This window comes from Polaribacter porphyrae, assembly GCF_002954685.1.
Classification (GTDB): domain Bacteria; phylum Bacteroidota; class Bacteroidia; order Flavobacteriales; family Flavobacteriaceae; genus Polaribacter; species Polaribacter porphyrae.
The window spans coordinates 214,625-241,083 of sequence record NZ_MSCN01000001.1; the positions used below are offsets into that span (position 1 = coordinate 214,625).

Consider the following 26,459-nt stretch of genomic DNA (forward strand, 5'->3'; position numbering starts at 1 on the left):
AATCTTCACTATAATATCAATAAATTAATATCTCTAAAAGGGATGTCAAACCAATCTGCAACAGTTCTGTTTGTTAGAATTCCATGATAAAAATACATTCCATTTCGTAAACTTTTATCAAAACGTGCAGCATTTTCAAAACCACCTTCTTCTGCAATATCTAGTAAATATGGTGTAAAAATATTACTAATAGATACAGAAGCGGTTCTTGCATAACGTGCAGGTATATTAGGTACACAGTAATGAACTACCCCATGTTTTACAAAAGTAGGTGTGCTATGTGTTGTTATATTCGAAGTTTCAAAACAACCACCTCTATCTATACTTACATCAACGATAATAGCTCCTTCTTTCATTTGTTCTATCATAGATTCAGTAGCGCAAATTGGGGATCTATTTTTACCTCTAATGGCACCAATAGCGACATCACAACGCATCAACGCTTTTGCAACAGATTTTGGTTGTACTGTTGATGTATAAATAGGTGCATTTAAACAATGTTGTAATTTTCTTAATTTAGTAATTGAGTTGTCAAAAACTTTAACTCTAGCTCCTAAACCTAGTGCAGTTCTTGCTGCGAATTCACCAACAGTACCTGCTCCAAAAATCACAACACTAGAAGGTGGTACACCACCAATATTACCAAGCAATAAACCATTTCCTTTATTGCTTCCACTCATTAATTCTGCTGCAATTAAAACAGATGCTGTACCTGCAATTTCACTTAAAGATTTTACAATTGGGTAAGTGTTGTGTTCATCTTTAATGTAATCAAAAGCAACAGCTGTAATTCTTTTTTTAGCCAGATTTTCGAAGTATTTTTTGTTTTGTGTTTTTAACTGAAGCGAAGAAATTAAAATTGCTTGCGGATTCATACATTCAATTTCCTTTTCTGTTGGAGGTGCAACTTTTAATACAATATTGCATTTAAAAGCTTCTTCTATATCATAAGAAATTTTTGCACCAGCTTCTGAATATTCTTTGTCTGTATAATTGGCTTGCTCACCTGCACCAGTTTCTACCACAATTCTATGCCCATTGGCAGTTAATGCAGTAACAGCATCAGGAGTTAAGCATACACGTTTTTCGCCCAAATAGGTTTCTTTGGGTAAACCAATAAAGAGTTCTCCTTTTTTCTTTTTTACTTCTAACATTTCTGCTTGTGGTAGTAACTCTTCTTTGCTAAAAGGGGAAAATGAACTCATGGTTTGTTTATTTTAGTTGAATGTTTCGTTGGCCATCATCTAATAAAGTTAAATGAATTTCAACAGCATCTAAAGGTAATAAATTTTCGATATTTTCTGGCCATTCAATTAAACACCAATCATTATTGTAAAAATAATCTTCAATTCCCATATCTAAAGCTTCTTCTTCATCAGTAATTCTATAAAAATCAAAATGATATACTTTTTCATTGGATGCAGTTTTGTACTCATTAACTAAAGAAAAAGTAGGAGAGGAAATATTATCTTCAACTTGTAATTGCCTACAAAGTTCTTTTATTAATGTAGTTTTACCTACGCCCATTTGCCCGTAAAAAAGTAAAGTTTTGTTTTTTACTGATGAAATAAGAATAGATACAATTTTAGATAAGTCGTTTAGAGAATAATTTTTATTCATTCAACAAAAATAATGAAGAAATTAATTCTTGTAACGATAATGTCCAATAATCTTAAAGTCAAATAAACAATCTTCTATAACTTGACAAGAACCAATTTTATATATATAATTAAAAAAAACGTTTATCATTTTTGGCTTTTTAAAAAAAATAATTATTAACTAGTTGTTACATTTCAAAATTAGTAACTAAATAAATCTATAATAGAAATTGTATATTTGTTAATGGCAATTAAAAGAAAGAAAATATGGTAATGGTTATTAAACAAGGAGAAACTAAAAAAAATATTAAAAGTATATTAGAGAATTTGGTTAAGGGTGTAAAACCAAAAGGAATTGATATTTATAAATATGTAGGTAAAATTAATTTAAAAAAAGATGCACTAAAGATTCAAAAAGAGCTACGTAATGAATGGTAATAAATTGTTTCTAGATACCAATATTATTCTCTATTTATTCAATGGAGATGATACTTTAGTAAAATTACTAAATGAAAACAACTTTATATTTCAATTATCACAGAATTAGAATTGTTAGCATATAAAGGAATTACAATTAAAGAAGAAAAAGTGATAAAAGAATTTATATCACAATGTAAATCCATAACTATTAATGATGTTATAAAAAAAGAAACTATCAGAATTAGAAAAAGTTACAACACAAAATTACCTGATAGTATAATTATAGCTACAGCACTTCATTTAGATTTTCCATTAATCACTGCTGATGTCGAGTTTAAAAAAGTTGATGAGTTAACATTAATTCTTTATGAGAATTAATTTTGTTACTACGTTAAAGATTTTTTAATTTCTATAACGATAATGCCCAATAACCTTAAAGTCAAATAAACAATCTTCTATAACTTGGCCAGAACCAATATTATGAACAATCATAAAACGTTTCTTGTCTTTAGATTTTTTATTAACAACAATACCAGTATGCGTAATTGAGCCACCTAAATTCCAGCAAACAATATCCCCAGGTTTATAATCTTCAGGTTTTTTAGATTTTACTTTTACTGTACCCTTTCTAGAGAAAAAAGTCATTAAATTAGGTACTCTTCTATGATCTATATTTTTATCAGTTCTTTTTAAGCACCAAATTTTAGGATACAAATTAAAGTTTTGCTTCATATCTAAATGCACTTCTTTTTGTAAATCTATACCTAATTTTCTATAGGCTCTAATAATCACATCTGTACAAACTCCTTTTCCTTTTGGTACATCTCCATTAGGATAATCAATAGAAAAATAACTTGGGTCGTATGTGACCTTATCTTTGGTTAGTTCTAATGCAGCAGCAGAAAGTTTATCCTCTTGAGAAAAAGAAATTTGAAATAAGAAAATTGATAAAATTAAAAATAACTTTTTCATTAGTTTTTACTACTTACTACTTACTACTTACTACTTACTACTTTGGAGTATATACAGCACAAGGTATAATTACTTCTTCTAAAGAAACTCCACCATGTTGATACGTATTTTTATAATACTTTACAAAATGATTAAAGTTGTTTGGGTATGCAAAAAATAAATCTTCTTTTGCAAATATAAAAGGTGCATTCATCGCTATTGTTGGTAAGAAAATATCTTTTGGATTCCTTACAGCATACACGTCTTTATCTTCGTAACTTAAACTTCTACCAGTTTTGTAACGTAAATTTGAACTGATATTTTTATCGCCAATTACTTTAGTAGGTTTTTTACAATTTATAGTTCCATGATCTGTTGTTAGGATTAATTTCTGCCCTAAATTTTGTGCTTTTTGAATCATTTCAAACAGAGGCGAGTTTTTAAACCAACTCAATGTTAGGCTTCTATATGCTTTATCATCTCCAGCTAATTCTTTAATAACTTCCATTTCTGTTTTAGAGTGAGATAACATGTCCACAAAATTATAAACTACAGTAGTTAAATCGTTTTGTTTAGTACCATTATAATTATCAGCCAAATCTTTACCACTTTTTAAAGAAGTAATTTTATAATATTCATGCTTAATATTTAGACTTAATCTTTTAATTTGAGCCGTTAAAAATTCATTTTCGTACAAATTCATTCCACCTTCATCAGTATCGTTTTTCCAAAAATTTGGATGCCTTTTTTCCATTTCTGATGGCATCAATCCAGAGAAAATAGCATTTCTTGCATATTGTGTTGCTGTTGGTAAAATCGAGAAATAAGAATATTCTTCCTCTTTTTTGTAGTGATTATTAAGTAAAGGTTCTAATATTCTGTATTGATCGTATCTTAAATTATCGATTACAACCCAAAGTACACCTTGGTCTTTACTCAATTCAGGAACTACATAATCTTTAAATAAGGTATGAGAGAAAGTAGGTTTATCATGTGCTGTTAAAAAATCTTCGTAATTTTTTTTGATAAACTTAAAAAACTGATTGTTAGCTTCTTGTTTCTGACTTTCTAAAATACCCAACATTCCAGGATCACTAATGCTTTCTAATTCTAATTCCCAGTGAATCAACTTTTTATATAGCTCTATCCATTCTTCATAAGAATTAACCATTGCCAAATCCATAGAAATTTTTCGAAACTCTTGTTGGTAGTTAGAAGTAGTTTTTTCTGACACCAATCTAGAGTTATCTAAATTCTTTTTTAAACTTAATAATATTTGACTAGGATTTACAGGTTTAATTAAATAATCAGCAATTTTAGAACCAATAGCCTCTTCCATAATATACTCTTCTTCACTTTTAGTAATCATTACTACTGGTAGGTTAGATTGTTTCTGTTTAATTTCAGAAAGCGTATCCAAACCTGTTAAACCAGGCATATTTTCATCTAAAAAAACGATGTCAAAGTTATTTTCATCAACTAAATCAATAGCATCAGCTCCATTTGTGCAAGTAGTTACTTTGTAATTTTTTCGTTCAAGAAATAAAATATGTGGTTTTAGTAATTCAATTTCATCATCAACCCATAAAATTTGTATGCTCATAAAAGGTGTTTTCAGTGTCACAATTAATAACGTTAAAAGTAGGGATTTGTTATTTTAAAATCTTTTTAAAATGATAAAATATTGCCAAAAAAAATAATGTTTGTATTTTGCAGTTGATTGATAAATATCAACCTTTGAAAAAAAAGAAACCCAACAAACTTAAAATCTTAAATGATCCTATTTATGGATTTATACAAATTCCGAACTCTTTAATTTTTGATATTATAGAGCACCCTTATTTTCAACGATTAAGAAGAATTACACAAATGGGGTTTTCTAATTTTGTGTATCCAGGGGCAAATCATACGCGTTTTCATCATGCAATTGGTTGTGTGCATTTAATGCAAAAAGCCATAAGAGTTTTACGTTTTAAGCAAATAGATATTTCTAAAGATGAAGAAGATGCATTATACATTGCTATTTTGTTACACGATATTGGTCATGGAGCTTTTTCTCATGCTTTAGAACATAGCATCGTTAATGGTATTTCTCATGAAGAAATTTCTCTTAAGTTTATGAGAAAGTTAAATGATGAGTTTGATGGGAAATTAGAGTTAGCTATCAAAATATTTGAAGGTAAATATTCACGTAAATTTTTATGTCAATTAATTTCTAGTCAGTTAGATATCGATCGATTAGATTATTTAAAACGCGATAGTTTTTACACAGGAGTTACAGAAGGTAATATTTCTTCAGACAGATTAATTGTAATGATGAATGTGAAAGATGATGAGCTTGTAATTGAGAAAAAAGGGATTTATTCTGTAGAAAAATTTCTAATAGCTAGACGTTTAATGTATTGGCAAGTTTATTTACATAAAACAGGTTTGGTTGCTGAAAATATGTTAGTTAACGTATTGAAAAGAGCAAAAGAGTTAACCGAAAAAGGCGAAAATTTATATGCAAGTACAGCTTTAAAGTACTTTCTACATAACCCAATTACTTTTGATAATTTTTCTGATAAAACCCTTTCAATGTTTTCAAAATTAGATGATTACGATATTTTATCAGCAATAAAAGAATGGACAAATCATACAGATAAGGTTTTAGCTGAATTGTCTAAAATGATAGTAGATAGAAGGTTGTTTAAGATTGAAATTCAAAAAGAACCTATAGATAGTGTCAAGATTACAAACAAGAAAAATCAGTTTGCAAAAAAATTAAGTATTCTAGAATCTGAATCTTATTATTTTGTTTTTTCTCAAAAAATTGAGAATCAAGCTTACAATAAAAAGTCACCAATTTTAATTTTAAATAAAAAAGGAAAACTAAAAGATATTGCAAAAGCATCTGATCAATTAAATTTAGAAGCATTATCAAAACCTGTGGTTAAATATTTTTTATGTTACCCAAAGTAATAATGAGATTAGCCAAATACCTATAATTTTTATACTTTTGCGGTTAATGAAGTTTACAGCACAACAAATAGCAGATATATTAGAAGGCGATGTAGAAGGAAATCCAAATGAAGAGGTATCTAAATTATCTAAAATAGAGGATGGAGAAAAAGGGTCTTTAACGTTTTTATCCAATCCTAAATATAATCCTTATTTATACACAACAAACGCCTCTATTGCTATTGTAGACAAATCATTTCAACCAGAAAAAGAAATTTCTACAACTCTTATAAAGGTAGATAATGCTTATAAAGCATTCTCAAAATTACTAGAATTTTACAATGAAGTAAAAAATAATAAAAGTGGTAGAGAGCAACCACATCATATAGCATCATCAGCAAAAATTGGTAAAAACGAATATATTGGTGCTTTTTCTTACATAGGAGATAACGTTACAATAGGTAACAATGTTAAAATTTACCCAAATTGTTTTATAGGTGATAATACTGTAATAGGAGATAATTGTACACTTTTTGCAGGTGTCAAAATCTATTCAGAAACTCAAATAGGTAGTAATTGTAAAATACATTCAGGTTGTACAATTGGTTCTGATGGTTTTGGTTATGCTCCAAATGAAGAAGGTGTTTACAAAGCGATACCTCAAATTGGTAATGTAGTCATAGAAGATAATGTAGATATAGGTTCTGGCTCTACTATTGACAGAGCTACACTAGGTTCTACAATAATTAGGCAAGGTGTAAAATTAGACAATCAGATTCAAATTGCTCACAATGTAGAAGTAGGAAAAAATACTGTTATTGCAGCTCAAACAGGTATTGCAGGCTCTACTAAAGTTGGCGAAAATTGTGTGATCGGTGGTCAAGTTGGTATTGCAGGACATTTGAACATAGGTAATAATTTAAAAATTCAAGCTCAATCCGGAATTTCAAAAAACTTAAAAGATGGATCTGTTGTGCAAGGTACACCAGCATTTAATTATTCAGATTATTTTAAAAGTTATGTTCATTTTAGAAATTTACCCAAAATGGCATCAACACTTAACAAATTAGAAAAAAAATACGATACTCAAAATCAAAAGATATGAGTAAAAAACAAAAAACAATACAAAAAGAAATTACATTATCAGGTGTAGGGTTACACACTGGTAATACTGTTTCAATGACATTAAAGCCTGCTCCAGTAAATCATGGTTTTGCTTTTAGCAGAATAGATTTAGAAGGTGCACCAACAATTGAAGCAAAAGCAGAATATGTAGTAACTACACAAAGAGGAACTAATTTAGAAAAAAATGGAGTTCAAATTCAAACTTCAGAACATGTATTAGCTGCTGCTGTAGGTTTAGATATTGATAATTTATTAATAGAAATTGATGCTTCAGAGCCACCAATTATGGATGGTTCATCAAAATATTTTATTGAAGCTTTAGAAAAAGCAGGAATAGAAGAGCAAGATGCTGAAATAGAAGAGTACGTTGTAAAAGAAATTATTAGTTATAAAGACGATATTACTGGTAGTGAAATTATTTTAATGCCTTCAGATGAATATCAAATAACAACAATGGTAGATTTTGGAACTAAAATTTTAGGTACTCAAAATGCAACTTTAAATCATATTTCTGATTTCAAACAAGAAATTGCAGCTGCAAGAACTTTTAGTTTCTTACACGAAATTGAAATGTTATTAGAAAATGATTTAATAAAAGGTGGAGATTTAAATAATGCTATTGTATATGTTGATAAAGAATTATCAGCAAGTACAATGGAAAAATTAAAAACAGCCTTTAAGAAAGATGATATTAAAGTAAAACCAAATGGAATTTTAGACAACCTAGAATTACATTGGGCAAATGAGGCTGCACGTCATAAATTACTAGATGTTATTGGTGATTTGGCTTTAGTAGGTACAAGAATTAGAGGTAAAGTTATTGCTAATAAACCAGGCCATTTAGTAAATACTCAATTTGCAAAAAAACTTGCAAAACTTATCAAAATAGAAAAAAGAAACAAGATTCCAACTTACGATTTGAATAAACCTCCATTAATGGATATTCATGGTATTATGGATATTTTACCTCATAGACCACCGTTTTTATTAGTAGATCGTATTCTTGAGCTTTCTGATAAGCACGTTGTAGGTATGAAAAATGTAACCATGAACGAAAGTTTTTTTGTGGGACATTTTCCAGGAGCACCAGTAATGCCAGGAGTATTGCAAGTAGAAGCAATGGCACAATGTGGAGGTATTTTAGTATTAAGTACTGTTCCAGATCCAGAAAATTACTTAACCTATTTTATGAAAATGGATAATGTTAAGTTTAAACAAAAAGTGTTACCAGGAGATACATTAACCTTTAAAAATGAATTGATAACACCAATTAGAAGAGGAATTTGTCATATGCAAGCTTATGCCTATGCTAATGGAAAACTAGTCGCTGAAGCTGAATTAATGGCACAAATAGCAAGAAAAAAATAAATTATGAATCAGCCTTTAGCTTATGTACATCCACAAGCAAAAATTGCAAGAAATGTAGTTATAGAACCATTTACTACAATACATAATAATGTTAAGATAGGTTCAGGAACATGGATAGGATCTAATGTAACTATAATGGAAGGTGCAAGAATTGGTAAAAACTGTAGAATTTTTCCAGGATCTGTTATTTCAGCGATTCCACAAGACTTAAAGTTTGATGATGAAGAAACTACTGTAGAAATTGGTGATAATGTTACTATAAGAGAATGTGTTACCATTAATAGAGGTACAAAAGACAGAATGAAGACTGTTATCGGAGACGATTGTCTAATCATGGCTTACTGTCATGTTGCACATGATTGTTTGGTTGGTAATAATTGTATTTTCTCAAATAATACCACTTTAGCTGGTCATGTTACTATTGGTAATAATGTTGTTTTAGCAGGTATGGTTGCTGTACATCAATTTGCTTCAGTTGGTAATCATGCTTTTGTAACTGGTGGTTCTTTGGTAAGAAAAGATGTACCACCTTATGTTAAATCAGCAAGAGAACCTTTATCTTATGTAGGTATTAATTCTGTTGGATTACGTAGAAGAGGTTACACAACTGAAAAAATTAGAGAAATTCAAGATATTTATAGAATTCTATTTCAAAGAAATTATAACAATACTCAAGCAATAGATATTATAGAAGCAGAAATGGAGGCAACTCCAGAGCGTGATGAAATTATTCAATTTATAAAAGATTCACACAGAGGAATAATGAAAGGATATTATAAAGCAAATTAAAATAAGTAAATGGCTACAACATCAGATATTAGAAACGGATTATGTATTAGATATAATAATGATATTTATAAAATAATTGAATTTTTACATGTAAAACCCGGTAAAGGACCAGCATTTGTTAGAACAAAACTAAAAAGTGTAACTAACGGAAAAGTGGTAGATAATACTTTTCCTTCAGGGAGAAAATTAGATGATGTACGTGTAGAAACACATAAATTTCAATATTTATATAACGATGGTGAGTTTTATCATTTTATGAATGAACAGGATTACTCACAAATTCGTTTACTAGAAGCTGCTTTAGATACCCCAGAATTAATGAAAGAAGGAGAAGTTGTAACCATAATCATTAATTCTGAAGATAGTATGCCTTTATCAGTAGAAATGCCTGCCAGTGTTATTTTAGAGATAACACATACAGAGCCAGGTGTTAAAGGTAATACAGCAACTAATGCTACAAAACCAGCAACTGTAGAAACAGGTGCTACCATAAATGTACCTTTATTTATAAATGAAGGTGATAAAATAAAAATCGATACTGCTAAAAAAGCGTATCAAGAAAGAATAAAAGAGTAATAAAGTATTGCTATGAAAAGTAAATTATTCTTTCTTTTTTTTATTTGTGTATCTACTTTTTCTTGTAGAAAAATTATTGATTCTGTTGATTCTTTGTCTAAAGAAGATATTAAAGTAGAAGATTTAAAAGAGGTCAAAGTAAACAATACTTATACTATTTCTATACCAAAATATATGAAAGAGATGAAATCGTTAAATGACGATGCTTCTTTTGAATATGCGAACCTTTTTAAAGAAACTTACACAATTGTTATAGATGAAGACAAAGAGGAGTTTATTAAAACATTTAAAGATGTAGAAATTTATATTGATTCTCTTTCGCCAGTTGAAAATTATTCTAATTTTCAAATTAGTAGTATACAAGAAAACATGAAGTCTAAAGAAGTCAAAGAATTGACTTTTAAGATTAAAAACCTTTCATCAAAACAATATGAAGTTCACGGAACAACAGAAGATAACATAGACGTTTCTTACTTAATAGGTTTTGTAGAAAGTGATGATAAAATGTTTATGCTAATGTCTTGGACTGTGGATGATAGATATAAGAAGTATAAAAATACTTTTAAAATGATTCAAAATTCTTTTAAACTGCTTAAAAAGAGTGAAATTTAAAAAACAACAAACTTTAGCCAAAATAGCTCAAATTATAAATTGTGAGTTTGTAGGTAGTGAAGAATTCTCTGTTTTAGGAATGAATGAAATTCACGTTGTTGAAGAAGGAGATATTGTTTTTGTAGATCATCCAAAATATTATGATAAGGCACTAAATTCTGCTGCAACTACAATTTTAATCAATAAAAAAGTTGATTGTCCAGAAGGTAAATCATTATTAATTTCTGATGATCCTTTTCGAGATTTTAACAAACTTACTAAACATTTCAACCCATTTATTTCATCAAAAGAAAGTATTGCAGACACTGCAATTATTGGAGAAGGTACAATTATTCAACCTAATGTTTTTATTGGAAATCATGTAACTATTGGGAAAAACTGTATTATTCATCCCAATGTAACAATTTATGACAATTCAGTCATTGGAAATAATGTTACAATTCATGCAAATACAGTTTTAGGAGCAGACGCTTTTTATTATAAAAATAGACCAACAGGTTTTGATAAATTAGTATCTGGAGGTAGAGTTGTGTTAGAAAACAATGTAGATTTAGGAGCATCTTGTACAATAGATAAAGGAGTTACAGGTAATACTACCATTAAAGAAGGAACAAAAATTGACAATCAAGTACATGTAGGTCATGATACTGTAATTGGGAAAAAATGTTTAATAGCTTCACAAACAGGTATAGCAGGTTGTGTAATTATTGAAGATGAAGTAACTATTTGGGGTCAAGTAGGCACAAACAGCGGAATTACTATTGGAAAAGGTGCAGTTATTTTAGGGCAAACAGGAGTTACAAAATCAGTTCCTGGAGGTAAATCGTATTTCGGAACTCCGATAGAAGAATCGAGAGAAAAATTAAAACAATTAGCAGGTTTAAAAAGATTGTTAAAAGAAAAATAAATGTAATGTCTGAAATAGTTGAGAAAAAGACAATACAGAACCTTTTAAGTCAAATCAAAACAATATCAAGAAGTTACGATAAAGTTGAAAAGGCTCTTGGTGAAAACTTTAATATTTTTAGTGTTTTAGGTATTGAACACTATGAAGAAACTACTCATTCGAGATTTATTGGAGAACTTTTAAATATAAATGGTCATCATAATTTTGGAAATAAATTTTTGATAGCTTTTCTTAATACTTTAGACTTAAATAATATTGACTTTGATTTCATAAATTATAGCATTTATTTAGAACATTATATAGGGAATGTTACAGAAACTACTGGAGGTAGAATTGATATTTTACTTGTTGATTGTAATGGAAAAAAAATAATGATTGAAAATAAGATATATGCAAGAGAACAAAAAAATCAATTGTTAAGGTACTATAATTATAATGAAAGTGGAACATTATTATTTTTAACTTTGTATGGTTATAATAGTGATAATCATAAATCTTTTGATAATTACATTAATATATCTTATTCAGAAAATATTATTAAATGGTTAAATCGTTGTCAAGAAATTTCTGTTGAAAACCCAATTTTAAGGGAGACTATCAAGCAATATAAAAATTTAATAAAAAAATTAACAAATCAAAATATTAACAGCTTTATGAATGAGGAAATTGCTAATCTTTTTATTAGAAATAGAGAAAATTATAAAGCTTTATTAACTTTAAGTAATAAAGATAATTTCATTGATGAATTTTACAAAGCTGCTGTAAATAATCATTTAGTTCCTGTTTTAGAAGAATTAAAGTCTGAAAATCCAAATTATAAGATAAATTATAACCTTGAAAATTTATTAAATAAAAAGGGTGAATGGATAAACTTATTTAATATAAGAAGTAAATATTTAGAAAATAAAAATATAAATATTAATTTCACTTTTGGTAGTAAAAATAAAATGAGAGGTTTAATTGGTGGGTTTAACTTTAATAATCAAGAAGATAAAAATAAGTACGATTATTCAGATTTGAATAAAAAATTTCAAGAAGTATTTTCTTCTTTAGAAGTTAGACTTTATATAGATAAATCTGATTATTGGGCTTGTCATTTTGATTACTGGGGCTTTATGCATTGGGATTATTTAAATGATTTAAATAATATAATTCATGGTAATTTTAAAGAAAATTTAAAAGAAAAAGTCTTTAAATTGATTAATATAGCTGAAAGTTCTAATATAAAAGAAATTTCAAATAAAATTGAGAACAATTAGCAGGCCTAAAAAGACTGTTAAAAGAAAAATAAAATTGATATAACTTTTTTCTAAAAGTAATCAAAGAACTATTTTTGCATAGTAAAATAAAAATAACTCCATTTATTTTCCCTTTGGGAAATGTCCAAAGGACAATGGGATAAATTAACAAACCATGAGCGTTTTAGTAAATAAAGATTCAAAAATTATTGTACAAGGATTTACAGGTAGTGAAGGTACTTTTCATGCTGGTCAAATGATTGATTATGGAACCAACGTAGTTGGTGGTGTAACTCCAGGTAAAGGAGGCCAAGAACATTTAGGGAAACCAGTCTTTAATACAGTTGTTGAAGCTGTTGAAAAAGTAGGAGCAGATACTTCAATAATTTTTGTGCCACCAGCATTTGCTGCAGATGCAATAATGGAATCTGCTGATGCAGGCATTAAAGTAATCATTTGTATTACAGAAGGAATTCCTACAGCAGATATGGTTAAAGTTAAAGCTTACATTGCAGATAAAGATACAAGATTAGTTGGTCCAAACTGCCCAGGAGTTATTACTCCAGATGAAGCAAAAGTTGGTATTATGCCAGGTTTTATTTTCAAAAAAGGGAAAGTAGGGATTGTTTCAAAATCAGGAACTTTAACGTATGAAGCAGCAGATCAAGTTGTAAAACAAGGTTTTGGTATTACAACTGCTATTGGTATTGGTGGAGATCCAATTATTGGAACTACTACAAAAGAAGCTGTAGAAATGTTAATGAATGATGATGAAACTGAAGCAATTGTAATGATTGGTGAAATAGGTGGTAATTTAGAAGCAGAAGCTGCACAATGGATTAAAGCTGATGGAAATAGAAAACCTGTTGTTGGCTTTATTGCTGGGCAAACTGCACCAGCTGGAAGAACAATGGGACATGCAGGAGCAATTGTAGGTGGAGCAGATGATACTGCACAAGCAAAAATGGAAATATTAGCTGCAAACGGAGTTCACGTAGTTAGTTCACCAGCAAAAATCGGAGAAATGGTAGCAAGTGTTTTAAATTAAACACTAATTATAAAATTAAGTTAATTTTAAACAATTAATCGTATTAAAATCCGTTGAATTTGTAAATTCAATGGATTTTTAATTCAAGTAAATCAAACATTATGAAAAAATTTAAACTACTAGCAATTAGTATATTACTAGTAACTGCAATAAGTTGCAAAACAGAAAAAGAGAAGTCATATAAAGTTACTTCTCAAAAAGATGCCAATGGTATCACTTACGAAACTGTAGAAAATGACCCTACAGGCTTACGTTTATACACTTTAGACAATGGTTTAAAGGTGTATTTGAGTAAGAATGAAGATGAACCAAAAATACAGACATATATAGCTGTAAGAGCAGGTTCTAATTACGACCCAAAAGAATCTACAGGATTAGCACACTATTTAGAACATATGGTGTTTAAAGGAACTCACAAAGTTGGAACTGCAGATTGGGAAAAAGAAAAAGGATATTTAGAAAAAATATCTGATTTATATGAGCAGCACAGAACTGAAGAAGATGTTGAAAAAAAGAAAGCTATTTATAAAGAAATCGATAAGGTTTCTTTAGAAGCATCTAACTATTCTATTGCAAATGAATATGATAAAATGACAGCTTCTCTAGGTGCGACTGGCACAAATGCATATACTTGGTTTGAGCAAACTGTATATACCAATAAAATTCCAGCAAACGAATTTAATAAATGGATTACATTAGAAGCTGAACGTTTTAGTACACTGGTTTTAAGACTATTTCATACAGAATTAGAAGCTGTTTTTGAAGAGTTCAACAGAGGGCAAGATAACGATTTTAGAAAACGTTATGCAGCAATGTTAGATGGTTTATTTCCAAATCATCCTTATGGACAGCAAACAACTATTGGTACAGGAGAGCATTTAAAAAATCCTTCAATGATAGATATTCATAATTATTTTGATAAATATTATGTACCAAATAATATGGCTATTGTTTTAGTTGGGGATTTAGAATTTGAAGCAACAATCAAAAAAGTAAACGACGCTTTTGGGAAATTTGAAAAGAAAGAATTAACGCATCCTACTTTACCAAAAGAAGAACCAATTACTAAACCTATTATTAATGAAGTATTTGGTCCTACATCAGAAAATATTTCTATTGCTTTTAGATCTGGAGGTGTAAATACAGAGGATGAAAAAATGGTAACATTGGTTGATATGATTATGGCTAATGGAAATGCAGGATTAATAGATTTAAACTTAAACCAAAAGCAAGTTGTACAAAGAGCAAGTTGTTCTCCAACTTTTTTAAATGATTATGGTTATCACACGTTTACAGGTTCTCCAAAATCGGGTCAAACTTTAGATGAAGTAAAAGATTTGTTATTAGAACAAGTTACTAAACTAAAAAATGGAGAATTTGATGAATGGATGATTGATGCAGTTGTAAACGATTTAAAATTAAGTGAAACTCGCCAATATGAAAATAATAGAGATTTGGCAGATAAATACGTTGAAGCTTTTATTTATCAACAAAATTGGGCAAATAGAGTAAGGTTTTTAGACGATTTAAAAAAGGTTTCTAAAGAAGAATTAGTTGCTTTTGCAAATGATTTCTATAGAGAAAATTATGTAGTTACATACAAAAGAAAAGGTGAAGATAAAAATATCGTAAAAGTTGAAAACCCTGGTATTACACCAGTAAACTTAAATAGAGATAAAAGTTCAGACTATATTAAAGAGTTCAATAAAATGAAATCTGATGAATTGAAACCTCAATTTGTAGATTATAAAACAGCAATAAAGGAAACTAAAACTGCTAATGACATTAAAGTTTCGTATGTGGAAAATCAAAAAAATGATTTATTTGATATGAACATTATTTTTGATATGGGCAGTGATAATGATAAAAAATTGTCTTTAGCTGCTGGTTATTTAGAATATATAGGTACAGATAAATACACAAATGAAGAGCTAAAAAAAGAGTTTTACAAATTAGGAATTTCTTATTATGTGAGTACTGCAAGTGATAAAACATATGTTGGTTTAAATGGACTAAAAGAAAACTTGCCAAAAGGTTTAGAATTATTAGAACATTTATGGGATAATGCAAAAGCTGATCAAGACGCTTATGATAAATATGTAGAGAAAATCTACAAAGGGCGTCAAGATGGTAAAACTCAAAAAGGAAATATTCTATGGAATGGCTTGATGAACTATGGTAAATATGGAGAAGATTCTCCTTTAAGAGATATCATGCAAATTGATGAATTAAAAGCCATTAATCCAGAAGAATTAGTTGCGTTAGTAAAAGATATGAAAAATTATAAGCAGCGTATTTTTTATTATGGAAAAGATGTAGATAATGCAGTTACAGCTCTAAACAGCAAGCATAAAATTTATGGTGATTTAAAAGAATATCCTATAGCAAAAAAATACAAAGAAACAGAAACTGGTGGTAATGTTTTCTTTACAGATTATGATATGGTACAAACAGAAATGTTGTTTTTAGCAAAAGGAGATCCTTTTAAACCAGAAAATATGGCTGCATCAACGTTATTTAATACGTATTTTGGTAGTGGATTATCATCAATTGTATTTCAAGAAATTAGAGAATCTAAATCATTAGCTTATTCTGCTTTTGCTTCTTATCAAGGTGCATCTAAAAAAGATTCTCCTAATTATGTAATGGCTTATGTGGGTACACAAGCTAATAAACTAGAACAAGCTGTAGATGCTATGATGGAGTTAATGAATGATATGCCAGAAGCAGACAAGCAGTTTCAAGCAGCGAAAGAATCAACATTAAAAAAGTTAGCAGCACAAAGAATTACAAAATCTAATATTTTTTGGTCTTATGAAAGATTACAAAAACTAGGTATTGATAATGATAATAGAGAAGCAATGTACAATACCATCAAAAATATGACTATGGAAGATTTAAAAGAATTTTTTGATAATAATATTAAAGGTGAAAGTTATAATGTAATGGTAATTGGTAATAAAAAAGATTTGGATGTAAAATCTCTAAAAAAATTAGGAAAGATAAAAGAATTAGAGGTAGATTATTTATTCAATTATGTAGATAAGAAGAAGGTAAAATCTTAATTTTTTATGTCTTAAAGTATAAAATCCGTAAAGTAAAAAATACTTTACGGATTTTTATTTTATAGTATATTTGCATCATCAAACATCAAACGAAATGAAATTACTAGAAAATAAATCAGCTATAATTACAGGAGCAACCAGAGGTATTGGAAGAGGAATTGCAGTAGAATTTGCAAAACAAGGTGCAAATGTAGCTTTTACTTATAGCTCTTCTGTTGATGCAGCAAACGCGTTAGAAGAAGAGTTGAAAGCATTTGGAGTTTCTGCTAAAGGCTATCAATCTAATGCTGCAGATTTCGATGCTGCACAAGAATTGGCTAAAGAAGTTCAAAAAGAATTTGGTGCTATAGATATTCTAGTTAATAATGCAGGTATTACTAAAGATAACCTACTAATGCGTATATCAGAAGCAGATTTTGATAAAGTAATAGAAGTAAACTTAAAATCTGTTTTTAACTTAACCAAAGCTGTTATTAGACCAATGATGAAACAAAGAGCTGGCTCTATTATTAATATGAGTTCTGTTGTTGGTTTAAAAGGGAATGCTGGGCAAACAAATTATGCAGCTTCAAAAGCTGGTATTGTTGGTTTTTCTAAATCTGTTGCTTTAGAATTAGGCTCAAGAAATGTAAGAAGTAATGTTATTGCTCCTGGCTTTATAGAAACTGAAATGACAGATAAATTAGATGAAAAAATAGTGCAAGGCTGGCGAGATTCTATTCCGTTAAAAAGAGGAGGCAAACCTGAGGATATTGCAAATGCTTGTGTATTTTTAGCATCAGATATGAGTGCATATATTACTGGTCAAACCCTATCTGTTGATGGTGGTATGCTTACTTAATCTATTAATTTATTAGGAGTTATTTACAAAACTTCATTCATCTTCACTTAATTGTAGTTCATCTACAATGACCTTTTATTTACCTTTTTTCACTAAAAAGAGATTAAGTTGCGTTATATATTTGTAGCGTAATTAACTTTTAAAATGATGGAAATAGTAAACTTGACAGAAAAACAAAAATCAGTAGTAGATATTCTTAAAAAAGAGCATTTAACTAGTTTTCAGATTCTTACAAGAGTAAAAAATATTTCAATTATTCTTGTATTGTATAAAGAACTAGATGGATTATATAAAAAAGGAATGTTAGGAAGTTACATAAAAAATAATCTAAAGTATTATTATATACCCTAAAAATAAATTTAAGTTAAAGCCCTTAATTAACCCCTAAAAACTCCTAATTACCCCTTATTTTTTTGAATTATTAAGTTAGAGAATCCATAACATTTTTAACGTTATGGGTTTTTCTGTTATGAATGATATTTATATCTTTCCAATAAATTATTGGTATTGTCTTCAACATTGATTTTATATCTCATTTTAAGTTTGCTATTGAGTAGTTCAGTAGCATTTTTTCAATATTATTATAAAGTAAAGTCTAAAAATAATAGTACACTTTTCTTGTTTTTATTAAAAACCATCAGTTTATTTTTATTGATTTTATTGTTGATTAATCCTAAAATAAATCAAATAGAAACTGAAAACAGTAAACCAAAACTATCTATTTTAATAGATGATTCTAAATCTATTTCTTTTTTTAATGAAACTAATTCAATTAAAGGTGTTAGGTATAGCCTGATGAATAATAGACTATTAAAAGATAAGTTTCATATTGATGAATTTACTTTTGGTAATTCAACTCAAGTTTTAGATAGCTTAACTTTTACTCAAAAGCAAACCAATATTTCAAACGCTATTACTAGTATTAATGAATTACAAAAAAATAAAATTGCACCCATTTTAGTATTGACAGATGGTAATCAAACTATTGGAACAGATTATGAGTTTATAAACTCAAAACAGCAAATTTATCCAATAGTTTTTGGAGACACTACAAAATATGTTGATGTAAAAATCACGCAACTGAATGCAAATAAATACAGTTTTATTAAAAATAAATTTCCAGTAGAAGTATTGCTAAATTATCAAGGAGAAGAAAGTGTTAGAAGTCAGTTTGTAATTTCTAAAGATAACCGAGTAGTTTTTAGAAAGAATATAACTTTTTCAAAAGAAAATAATTCAGTTACTATTTTAACAAATTTAACATCAACAAGAGAAGGGTTGCAATATTACAAAGCATCTATATCAAAAATTGATAATGAAAAAAATATAAAAAATAATACCAAATATTTTAGTGTAGAAGTTATCAATGAGCAAACAAAAATATTGGTGTTAAGTTCTATTTTGCATCCAGATATTGGGGCTTTAAAAAAAGCAATAGAGAGCAACAAACAAAGAAAAGTAGAAGTATTTAAAATAGAAGATTTTAAAGGGCAATTAAAAGATTATCAGTTAATCATATTATATCAACCTAATACTAAATTTAGTAAATTCTTATCAAAGTTAAATGAACAAAATACTAATTATCTACTAATTTCTGGTGTAGCAACAGATTGGAATTTTATCAATAGAATGCAATTAGGTATTAAAAAAAATGCAATCAATCAACCAGAAAATTATGCTCCAAATTATAATGATAAATTCCTTCCTTTTTATCAAGAAGATATAAGTTTTAATGATTTTCCACCTTTAAAAGACAAGTTTGGAGAAGTAACAATTTCTAAACCAAATCAAACTTTATTATACCAAAATATTAATGGTTTAGCAACTCAACAACCTTTGTTAACTACTTTTAATGAAAATAATCAGAAAGGGGCTATTCTATTTGGAGAAGGTATTTGGAAATGGAGATCAACAAGCTTTTTAAATACCAATTCTTTTCAAGAATTTGACAAGTTCATTGGTAATTTAGTACAGTATTTAGCATCAAACAAAAAAAGAAAACGATTAGAGGTAAATTATGAAAATTTGTATCCTTCTAATTCTTCTATTCGTATTTCAGCGTTTTATACAGATGAGAATTATAAGTTTGATACTAGAGCTTCTTTAGAAATTTTAATAGTAAATAATGAAACTAAAGAAGAAGTTAAACTACCTTTTTCTCTTGTAAACAACAGTTACCAAGTTGAAGTAGAAAATTTAAATTCAGGTGATTATTCTTTTACAGTTAGTGTTTTAGGGCAAAAATTAAAAAAGTATGGACGTTTTAAAATCACTGAATTTGAGGTAGAAAATCAATTTACGAATGCTAACTTTAGCAAACTACAGAAATTAGCAGAAAATTCTAATGGAAAATTATATCATGAAAATGATATTGATAAACTTATTAAAGATTTATTAGAAAACCCTAATTTTTACACCATTCAAAAATCAATAAAAAAAGAGAAAAACCTAATCAATTGGAAATGGATATTAGCTACGCTGATAATATTGTTTTCAATTGAGTGGTTTACAAGAAAATATTTTGGTAAAATATAACAATTGGTCTAATTGTTTTCATAAATAGAAGTCGTAAATTTGTTAAAATTTAAAAATTAATAGAAATGGCAAATAATCAAATGGAATTAAACTTCCCAAAAGGAGGAGTTTTTTTAGTGATAATAGCAGTTGCAGCAATTATTTTATTTTCAAAATCTACAGTTACAATTGGTCCTGGAGAAGGTGGAGTAATTTTTGAAACGTTAGGAGATGGTATCAATACCGATAAATCTTATGGAGAAGGTTTTCATATTGTTGCACCTTGGAATAAGATGATTGTAAGAAAAATACGTCAGCAATCGATATCTGATGAAATGAATGTACTTTCTGTAAACGGATTAGAAGTAAAAGTAAACGGAACCATTTGGTATAAACCAGAATTTGAAAATTTAGGTTTATTGATTAAAACAAAAGGTGAGGATTATGAGCGTGAATTATTAGACCCAGCAATAAATGCTGCTGCTAGAAGTGTTGTAGGACGTTATACACCAGAACAATTGTATTCTAGTAAACGTGATGTAATTGAACAAGAAATTTTAGACGAAGTGCAAACCGTTTTAAAAGATCAGTATTTAATAGTGAAGAGGGTTTTGGTTGAAGATGTTAAATTACCCCCAACAATTAGAACAGCTATTGAAACTAAACTAAAGCAAGAGCAAGAATCTTTAGAATATGAGTTTAGATTAGCAAAAGCAAAAAAAGAGGCAGAAAGACAAAAGATTGATGCTGAAGGTAAAGCGATTGCAAATAAAATTTTAAGTGCTTCTTTAACGGATAAAATTCTTCAAGAAAAAGGGATTGAAGCAACTTTAGAGTTGTCTAAATCTCCAAATAGCAAAGTTGTTTTAATTGGTTCTGGTAAATCTGGAATGCCTATTATTTTAGGAAATCAATAGATACAAATTTTTTATAAAGTAAAAAATCCAGCCTAAAAGCTGGATTTTTTTATGAAATTAAAAATATATTTTTAATTTAGAAGAAACCTCCACCACTATCTTTTTCTCTATTATCTCTTCTTCTACGTTGTTTTGCTCTATTTTTTCCTCCTCCAAATCTATAATTGAAGCCAATAAAAGAGGTTCTGCTTTCCCATTGAAAACGACCATTTTGTACAAAAGGATTTTCTGAATTAAAGGCAAATTTCATCCCTTGAAAAATATCATTTACTCTAAAGTTTACAGTCCCTTTTCCTTTTAAAACGGTCCAACTAGCACCAAGATTTACCATCCACATATTTTCTACATCCCATTGAATATCTTTTTGTGGTCCTCTATACATAGCAAATAATTGTAAACGTAAATTTTTCGAAGCTCTAAAACTATTACTTACTCTCGCATTAAAAACATTATTTTGAACACTTATTTGGGTTGGATTTGCAGAAGTGTTATCTACGCTACCCAATTGTTCTTGAGAATAATAATCCATACTAGAATTTACTCTCCACCATTTATTCATTTTAAAGTTTGCAGAAAACTCTAATCCATAAGCATCAGTTGTGCTAAAGTTTGCAAAAGATAAGATTTGACCAAATTGAGGATTTGCTGGATCAACATTTGTTATTCTTGAAATTACATCATCAATTTTTCTGTAAAAAGTACCAAAACTCAAGTTTCCACCTTTAATTTGACGCGTATAATTTAACTCAAAACTATTTGTAAACTGTGGCCTCAAATCTGCATTACCAATAGAAATAATTAGAGGTGTACTCCATTCTCTAATTGGGTTTACTTGTTGTATTCCTGGTCTATCAATTCTTCTACTATAACTTAACTGCCATTGATTTTTTTCTGAAGGACTATACGTAAAAAAAGCAGAAGGATAAATATTAAATAAATCTTGCGAAACTTTTTGAGTTTCTTTTAAAGTTGTAGTAGTTTCATCTGTATATCTATTAAAAGTACCATCGATTAAAAAGTTTTCGAATCTAGCACCCAGTTGCATTGTAATTTTATTAAAACTTGTGCCATAACTTGCATAAGCAGAATAAATTTTACGCTCAAAGTTAAAATCTGAACTTCCTAGATTTTCTGTATTTCCATCTTGGATAGGATTGTTATTCGCGTCTAAAATAAAGTTACCATTCGTATCTTTTTGATACGTATATAATTCTTGATCTGTTAAGTTGATATTATCAGTATTATCTCCTCTAAACTCTAAACCAAGCTCAAGTTTACTTTTATCAGAAAGAGGATTTGTATAGTCTAAATTTAGTTGAGTGTTATTACGATCGCTATCTATATTATTTCCATAGTTAAACACTTTATAATCAAAATCATTAGGTGTTTGTAATGAGTTTAAATTGTCTAAAATATTATCACTGTTAGTTCTAGAATAAGTACCTTCAAATTCTAAATTATGTCCTTTTTTAGCAAAATCTATTTTATAATTAAGATTATAAGTTCCAGTAGGTGAAGAATTATTTTGTGTATTAGGAGCCCTAATTATTTCATTTCCATTTATATCAGAAACTATAGATCTACCATTTCCTAAACCTTCAAACCAGTTTTGAGTTGTATAAATCGATAAAGTGTTTTTATCATTAATATAAATATCTGCACCAACTTTTATAAGGTTAGAATTGTTATCATTTACAAAAATAAAATCTTGATTATTAAAACCAGGTCTTGTTACATTACCAAAGTTGTAATTTTCACCACTATTATGCCCATAGTTTAAAAAGAAGTTTACTTTGCCAGTTTTATAATTCATGTTGGTTGATGCATTATATCGTACATAATGTCCTGCAGTTACACCAGTATCAACAGAGCCATTAAATCCCATATTTGCATTTTTATTTAAGATGATGTTGATAATACCACTCATTCCATCAGGGTTGTATTTTGCTGAAGGATTTGTAATTAACTCTACACTTTTTATTGATGTTGATGGTATTTGACGTAACAATTGAGCAGCAGGAATATTTGTTGGTCTTCCATCAACTAGAACTCTTACATTAGCATTTCCTCGTAAGCTAATTGCACCAGATTGACTGTCTACACTTACAGATTGTACATTATTCAATAATTCTGAAGCTGTAGTACCAGCAGCTGTTAAGTCTTTACCAACATTAATTACTTTCCGATCTACTTTTTGTACAACTGTAGAAGTTTCTGCTCTTACCACAACTTCATCTAAAGTAGCACTGTCTTCTTTAAGACTTATTATACCAAGGTTTATATTTTTAGATTTATTGGTAACTTCGATTTTTTTGGTATAAGTTGTGTAACCAATAAATTGCACTTCAATTAAGCTATTTCCTTTTGGTATATCTTTAATTTTAAACAATCCTTTTTCATCTGTAATACCTCCAGTAATAATTTTTTTAGCCATATCTCTTACTACAATGTTTACATAAGGTAAGACTTCTTTTGATTGACTATCAATAACTTTACCAGAAATAACTCCTGGTTTTGGGAGTTCAGATTTTGCTAGTTGTGCAAAAGAATTTGCAGAAATCATAAGCACAGCAAATAGTAATACTTTTTTCATTTTTTTTGGTTGATTTATATTTGAATTGATGCTAACTAGACTCCTTATAGCATATCTTTGTTACGGGTATTAACATTGTTTAACGTAATATTAACACTATGAAAAAAACACTAGTAATTGGTGCATCTACAAATCCTAATAGGTATTCTAATATTGCGATTAAGAGATTAAGAGGTAGAGAAATAAAGACTGTTGCACTAGGTTTAAGAAAAGGAAAGGTGTTAGATGTTGCAATAGATAATGAAAAATTACCATACAAAAAGGTTGATACAATTACTTTGTATTTAAACCCAAAAAGGCAAGAAGAATATTATAATTATATCATAAGTTTACAACCAAAAAGGGTAATTTTTAATCCTGGAACAGAAAATTACGAATTTGTAAAACTCTTAAAAGAAAATAATATTGAATCTGAAATTGCTTGTACTTTAGTATTATTATCTACGAATCAATACTAAAAACTTTACCAACTTCAGCCACATCAGAATTTTTAAATATTTTTTGTGCTTCGTCTTTAAATAGCGAAATATCTTTGTATCTACCTGAATAATGTCCAACAATGAGCTGCCCAACATTAGCTTCTTTTGCAATTTCAGCAGCCTCTTTTGCAGTAGAATGTTTTGTCTTTTTTGCTAAATCTTTCCTATCTTCTAAAAACGTTGCTTCATGATACAACAAATCTACATCTTTAATAATAGGAGCTATATCTGGTTTATAGCATGTATCACTACAAAAAGCAAAACTCAATGGTTTTTTTGGTGGTAAGGTTAATTCAGAATTTGGAACTATTTCACCAGATAGTAAAGTAATATCTCTACCCGCTTTTATATTGTTGAAATCTGCCCTGTCAATTTCTTCATAATGATTTATATTATCAATATGCAATTTTAACGGCTTTTCTTTTTCTGTAAATAAATATCCATTTGTATAGACGCGATGGTTTAAAGGTATTGTGCTTACAGATACTTTATCATCTTCAAAAATTAATTCACTTTTTTTTGATGATAATTCATGAAAAACCATAGGATATTTAGCATGAGATTGAGAAACTTTTAACTGTAAAAGAGTAACTTCTTTTATACCTTTTGGCCCATAAATATGTAACTCTTTCTCTCTACTTAAAATACCATAAGTTGATAATAAACCAACCAAACCATAAAAATGATCGCCATGTAAATGAGAAATAAAAATATGATTTATTTTAGAAAACCCAACTTTATATTTACGCATTTGACGTTGAGTGCCTTCTCCACAATCTATTAAAAAATGACGATTATTTATCTCTAGATATTGAGAAGTAGGAAACGCATTTACACGCGGACTTGCTGAATGACAACCTAAAATAGTTAGGTTTATACTCATTTAATAACAATACGTTTAGAAATGATATTTTTTTCGTTTTGTAAAGAATAAATATAAATACCTGTTTTTAAACTTCCTTTAGAAAATGGGATTGAGTTTTTACCAACTACAGTTTTTAAATTTGTTTTGTAAACAGTTTTACCTAATACATTTTTGACTGTAAAAATTACTGTTGACTTTTTAACAGCACTAAAAGTAATAGTTGTAGAATGTGTAAAAGGGTTAGGGGCTGCTGTTAATTTTTCTATTGAATTTTTTTGAGAAAAAGCGATAGTAGTAGAGATTAAAAAAAGTGCAAAAAGTAGTTTTTTAAACATAATATGGGGGTTTTAAAATCCTAGTTCTCTTTCCATAGCTTCCATATCTATAATATCTTCAGCTTCAATTTCAGTAGGAACAATATTTAATTCTTCAGGAAAATCATCGATACTAATGTTATTATTTATGATAACAAAAGAGGTTTTATTTTCCTTTTTTTTGTCTGATATATCCAAAAATACTAAAAAATCATCAGATTTTAAGCCTTCTAAACTAGAAAGATGCACAACTACATGCATATTTTTAAAATCTTTAACACTTTTTTCAAAAGATTTGTAAAAATCTTCAAATGAGTTTTCATTAGCAGTAAAAAGTGTATATTTTTCTTTTTCTTGAATTTTCATCAATTATCTTTTAATCTGTTGAGCCAACAAATAAATCACTGCCATTCTTATTGCAACTCCATTTTCAACCTGATTTAAAATTATAGATTGATCAGAGTCTGCTACATCACTTGTAATTTCTACACCTCTATTTATTGGTCCTGGATGCATTATCACAATTTTCTTGCCAAGATTATTTAAAATTTCTTTGTTGATACCAAAAAGCTGTGTGTATTCTCTTGTAGATGGAAAATATTTAATATCCATTCGTTCATGTTGTACACGTAAAACATTGGCAACATCACACCATTCCAAAGCCTTTTTTAAATTTGTTTCTACTTCTACACCCAAACTAGAAATGTATTTGGGTATTAAAGTTGTTGGACCACAAACTTTAACTTCAGCACCTTGTAATTGCAAAGCAAAGATGTTGGATAAAGCAACTCTAGAATGTAAAATATCGCCAACAATCACAATCTTTTTGCCTTTAACAGCACCTAGTTTCTCTCTAATAGAGTAGGAGTCTAATAGGGCTTGTGTTGGATGTTCATGAGTTCCATCACCTGCATTTACAATTTTTGCATCTACATGTTTAGATAAAAATACACCTGCACCTACGCTTCCATGACGCATTACAACTATATCTACTTTCATAGATAAAATATTGTTAACAGTATCAATTAATGTTTCTCCTTTTTTAACTGACGATTGGCTTGCAGAAAAGTTAATGACATCTGCAGAAAGTCTTTTTTGAGCCAATTCAAAAGAAAGTTTAGTTCTTGTACTATTTTCAAAAAAGAGATTGGCTATAGTAATATCTCTTAAAGAAGGTACTTTTTTAATGGGTCTATTAATAACTTCTTTAAAACCATCAGCAGTTCTAAAAATTAAATCAATATCGTTTGCATTAAGATATTTTATACCTAGTAAATGTTCTACGCTTAATTGATCCAT

The 26,459-nt window shown here is 28.6% G+C and carries 26 protein-coding genes; 17 read left to right on the forward strand and 9 right to left on the reverse strand.

The window, feature by feature from the left end:
- Window positions 1-8: 8 nt before the first annotated feature.
- Both BTO18_RS01035 and tsaE read right to left on the reverse strand, forming a co-directional pair.
- A complete protein-coding gene (locus BTO18_RS01035) occupies window positions 9-1,205 on the reverse strand; it encodes an alanine dehydrogenase (protein WP_105014436.1) in 1,197 nt (398 codons plus the stop codon).
- A gap of 7 nt (window positions 1,206-1,212) precedes the next feature.
- A complete protein-coding gene (gene tsaE, locus BTO18_RS01040) occupies window positions 1,213-1,620 on the reverse strand; it encodes a tRNA (adenosine(37)-N6)-threonylcarbamoyltransferase complex ATPase subunit type 1 TsaE (protein WP_105014437.1) in 408 nt (135 codons plus the stop codon).
- Between the two features lie 251 nt (window positions 1,621-1,871).
- Between tsaE and BTO18_RS17540 the strand changes: the two genes are divergently transcribed.
- Together BTO18_RS17540 and BTO18_RS01045 are read left to right on the forward strand one after the other, a co-directional pair.
- On the forward strand, window positions 1,872-2,036 hold the full coding sequence (locus tag BTO18_RS17540) for a hypothetical protein (RefSeq protein ID WP_170063210.1): 165 nt from the start codon (window positions 1,872-1,874) through the stop codon (window positions 2,034-2,036).
- 93 nt (window positions 2,037-2,129) lie between these two features.
- Window positions 2,130-2,396, forward strand: a complete 267-nt coding sequence (locus tag BTO18_RS01045) for a PIN domain-containing protein (RefSeq protein ID WP_302849152.1) — start codon at window positions 2,130-2,132, stop codon at window positions 2,394-2,396.
- A gap of 24 nt (window positions 2,397-2,420) precedes the next feature.
- Here BTO18_RS01045 and BTO18_RS01050 read toward each other — a convergent pair whose 3' ends face one another.
- Window positions 2,421-2,990, reverse strand: a complete 570-nt coding sequence (locus BTO18_RS01050; protein WP_105014439.1) for a DUF1287 domain-containing protein — start codon at window positions 2,988-2,990, stop codon at window positions 2,421-2,423.
- A gap of 37 nt (window positions 2,991-3,027) precedes the next feature.
- Window positions 3,028-4,572: a T9SS response regulator signal transducer PorX gene (porX, locus tag BTO18_RS01055; RefSeq protein WP_105014440.1), complete on the reverse strand. Its 1,545-nt coding sequence runs from the start codon at window positions 4,570-4,572 to the stop codon at window positions 3,028-3,030.
- 134 nt (window positions 4,573-4,706) lie between these two features.
- On the opposite strand from porX, the gene BTO18_RS01060 reads away from it, so the two are divergent.
- The 14 genes from BTO18_RS01060 to BTO18_RS01125 all read left to right on the forward strand — a co-directional run bounded on the left by BTO18_RS01060 (window position 4,707) and on the right by BTO18_RS01125 (window position 20,909).
- On the forward strand, window positions 4,707-5,930 hold the full coding sequence (locus BTO18_RS01060) for an HD domain-containing protein (protein ID WP_211295554.1): 1,224 nt from the start codon (window positions 4,707-4,709) through the stop codon (window positions 5,928-5,930).
- A gap of 46 nt (window positions 5,931-5,976) precedes the next feature.
- Window positions 5,977-7,014 carry a UDP-3-O-(3-hydroxymyristoyl)glucosamine N-acyltransferase gene (gene lpxD / locus BTO18_RS01065; RefSeq protein ID WP_105014441.1) on the forward strand — a complete coding sequence of 346 codons (1,038 nt, stop codon included), beginning with the start codon at window positions 5,977-5,979 and terminating at the stop codon, window positions 7,012-7,014.
- Window positions 7,011-8,402 (forward strand): bifunctional UDP-3-O-[3-hydroxymyristoyl] N-acetylglucosamine deacetylase/3-hydroxyacyl-ACP dehydratase, encoded by a 1,392-nt coding sequence (locus tag BTO18_RS01070; protein ID WP_105014442.1) that lies wholly within the window; start codon window positions 7,011-7,013, stop codon window positions 8,400-8,402. The genes lpxD and BTO18_RS01070 overlap by 4 nt, the downstream gene beginning before the upstream one ends.
- 3 nt (window positions 8,403-8,405) lie before the next feature.
- Entirely contained in the window at window positions 8,406-9,191 is a 786-nt protein-coding gene (lpxA, locus tag BTO18_RS01075; RefSeq protein WP_105014443.1) for an acyl-ACP--UDP-N-acetylglucosamine O-acyltransferase, read from the forward strand.
- A gap of 9 nt (window positions 9,192-9,200) precedes the next feature.
- Complete coding sequence (gene efp, locus BTO18_RS01080; protein ID WP_105014444.1) at window positions 9,201-9,767, forward strand: elongation factor P; 567 nt, start codon at window positions 9,201-9,203, stop codon at window positions 9,765-9,767.
- 12 nt (window positions 9,768-9,779) lie between these two features.
- Window positions 9,780-10,379, forward strand: coding sequence for a hypothetical protein (locus BTO18_RS01085; RefSeq protein WP_105014445.1), 600 nt, complete (start codon window positions 9,780-9,782; stop codon window positions 10,377-10,379).
- Window positions 10,369-11,286 (forward strand): UDP-3-O-(3-hydroxymyristoyl)glucosamine N-acyltransferase, encoded by a 918-nt coding sequence (locus tag BTO18_RS01090; protein ID WP_105014446.1) that lies wholly within the window; start codon window positions 10,369-10,371, stop codon window positions 11,284-11,286. Before BTO18_RS01085 ends, BTO18_RS01090 begins: the two co-directional genes overlap by 11 nt.
- 5 nt (window positions 11,287-11,291) lie before the next feature.
- A complete protein-coding gene (locus BTO18_RS01095; protein WP_105014447.1) occupies window positions 11,292-12,545 on the forward strand; it encodes a PDDEXK-like family protein in 1,254 nt (417 codons plus the stop codon).
- A 154-nt stretch (window positions 12,546-12,699) separates the two neighbouring features.
- The gene (gene sucD, locus BTO18_RS01100; RefSeq protein WP_105014448.1) at window positions 12,700-13,572 is read left to right on the forward strand and encodes a succinate--CoA ligase subunit alpha; all 873 of its coding nucleotides are present in this window, start codon (window positions 12,700-12,702) and stop codon (window positions 13,570-13,572) included.
- A 101-nt stretch (window positions 13,573-13,673) separates the two neighbouring features.
- On the forward strand, window positions 13,674-16,637 hold the full coding sequence (locus BTO18_RS01105) for a M16 family metallopeptidase (RefSeq protein WP_105014449.1): 2,964 nt from the start codon (window positions 13,674-13,676) through the stop codon (window positions 16,635-16,637).
- 94 nt (window positions 16,638-16,731) lie between these two features.
- On the forward strand, window positions 16,732-17,478 hold the full coding sequence (fabG, locus tag BTO18_RS01110; RefSeq protein WP_105014450.1) for a 3-oxoacyl-[acyl-carrier-protein] reductase: 747 nt from the start codon (window positions 16,732-16,734) through the stop codon (window positions 17,476-17,478).
- A 144-nt stretch (window positions 17,479-17,622) separates the two neighbouring features.
- Window positions 17,623-17,829 (forward strand): hypothetical protein, encoded by a 207-nt coding sequence (locus BTO18_RS01115; protein WP_105014451.1) that lies wholly within the window; start codon window positions 17,623-17,625, stop codon window positions 17,827-17,829.
- A gap of 156 nt (window positions 17,830-17,985) precedes the next feature.
- The gene (locus BTO18_RS01120) at window positions 17,986-20,013 is read left to right on the forward strand and encodes a VWA domain-containing protein (RefSeq protein ID WP_244905132.1); all 2,028 of its coding nucleotides are present in this window, start codon (window positions 17,986-17,988) and stop codon (window positions 20,011-20,013) included.
- A gap of 65 nt (window positions 20,014-20,078) precedes the next feature.
- The gene (locus BTO18_RS01125) at window positions 20,079-20,909 is read left to right on the forward strand and encodes a prohibitin family protein (protein WP_105014452.1); all 831 of its coding nucleotides are present in this window, start codon (window positions 20,079-20,081) and stop codon (window positions 20,907-20,909) included.
- A gap of 76 nt (window positions 20,910-20,985) precedes the next feature.
- Here the strand turns inward: BTO18_RS01125 and BTO18_RS01130 are convergent, their stop codons facing one another.
- Entirely contained in the window at window positions 20,986-23,502 is a 2,517-nt protein-coding gene (locus BTO18_RS01130; RefSeq protein WP_105014453.1) for a TonB-dependent receptor, read from the reverse strand.
- A 98-nt stretch (window positions 23,503-23,600) separates the two neighbouring features.
- On the opposite strand from BTO18_RS01130, the gene BTO18_RS01135 reads away from it, so the two are divergent.
- Window positions 23,601-23,960 carry a CoA-binding protein gene (locus BTO18_RS01135; RefSeq protein WP_105014454.1) on the forward strand — a complete coding sequence of 120 codons (360 nt, stop codon included), beginning with the start codon at window positions 23,601-23,603 and terminating at the stop codon, window positions 23,958-23,960.
- Here BTO18_RS01135 and BTO18_RS01140 read toward each other — a convergent pair.
- From BTO18_RS01140 to BTO18_RS01155, 4 genes are read right to left on the reverse strand one after another with little or no spacing between them, the layout of a single operon-like run.
- Complete coding sequence (locus tag BTO18_RS01140; protein ID WP_105014455.1) at window positions 23,944-24,864, reverse strand: ribonuclease Z; 921 nt, start codon at window positions 24,862-24,864, stop codon at window positions 23,944-23,946. The two genes, BTO18_RS01135 and BTO18_RS01140, sit on opposite strands and share 17 nt — an antisense overlap.
- Complete coding sequence (locus BTO18_RS01145) at window positions 24,861-25,181, reverse strand: T9SS type A sorting domain-containing protein (RefSeq protein ID WP_105014456.1); 321 nt, start codon at window positions 25,179-25,181, stop codon at window positions 24,861-24,863. The genes BTO18_RS01140 and BTO18_RS01145 overlap by 4 nt, the downstream gene beginning before the upstream one ends.
- A 12-nt stretch (window positions 25,182-25,193) precedes the next feature.
- Window positions 25,194-25,526 carry a hypothetical protein gene (locus tag BTO18_RS01150; RefSeq protein WP_105014457.1) on the reverse strand — a complete coding sequence of 111 codons (333 nt, stop codon included), beginning with the start codon at window positions 25,524-25,526 and terminating at the stop codon, window positions 25,194-25,196.
- Window positions 25,527-25,529: 3 nt separating this feature from the next.
- Complete coding sequence (locus BTO18_RS01155; protein WP_105014458.1) at window positions 25,530-26,459, reverse strand: aspartate carbamoyltransferase catalytic subunit; 930 nt, start codon at window positions 26,457-26,459, stop codon at window positions 25,530-25,532.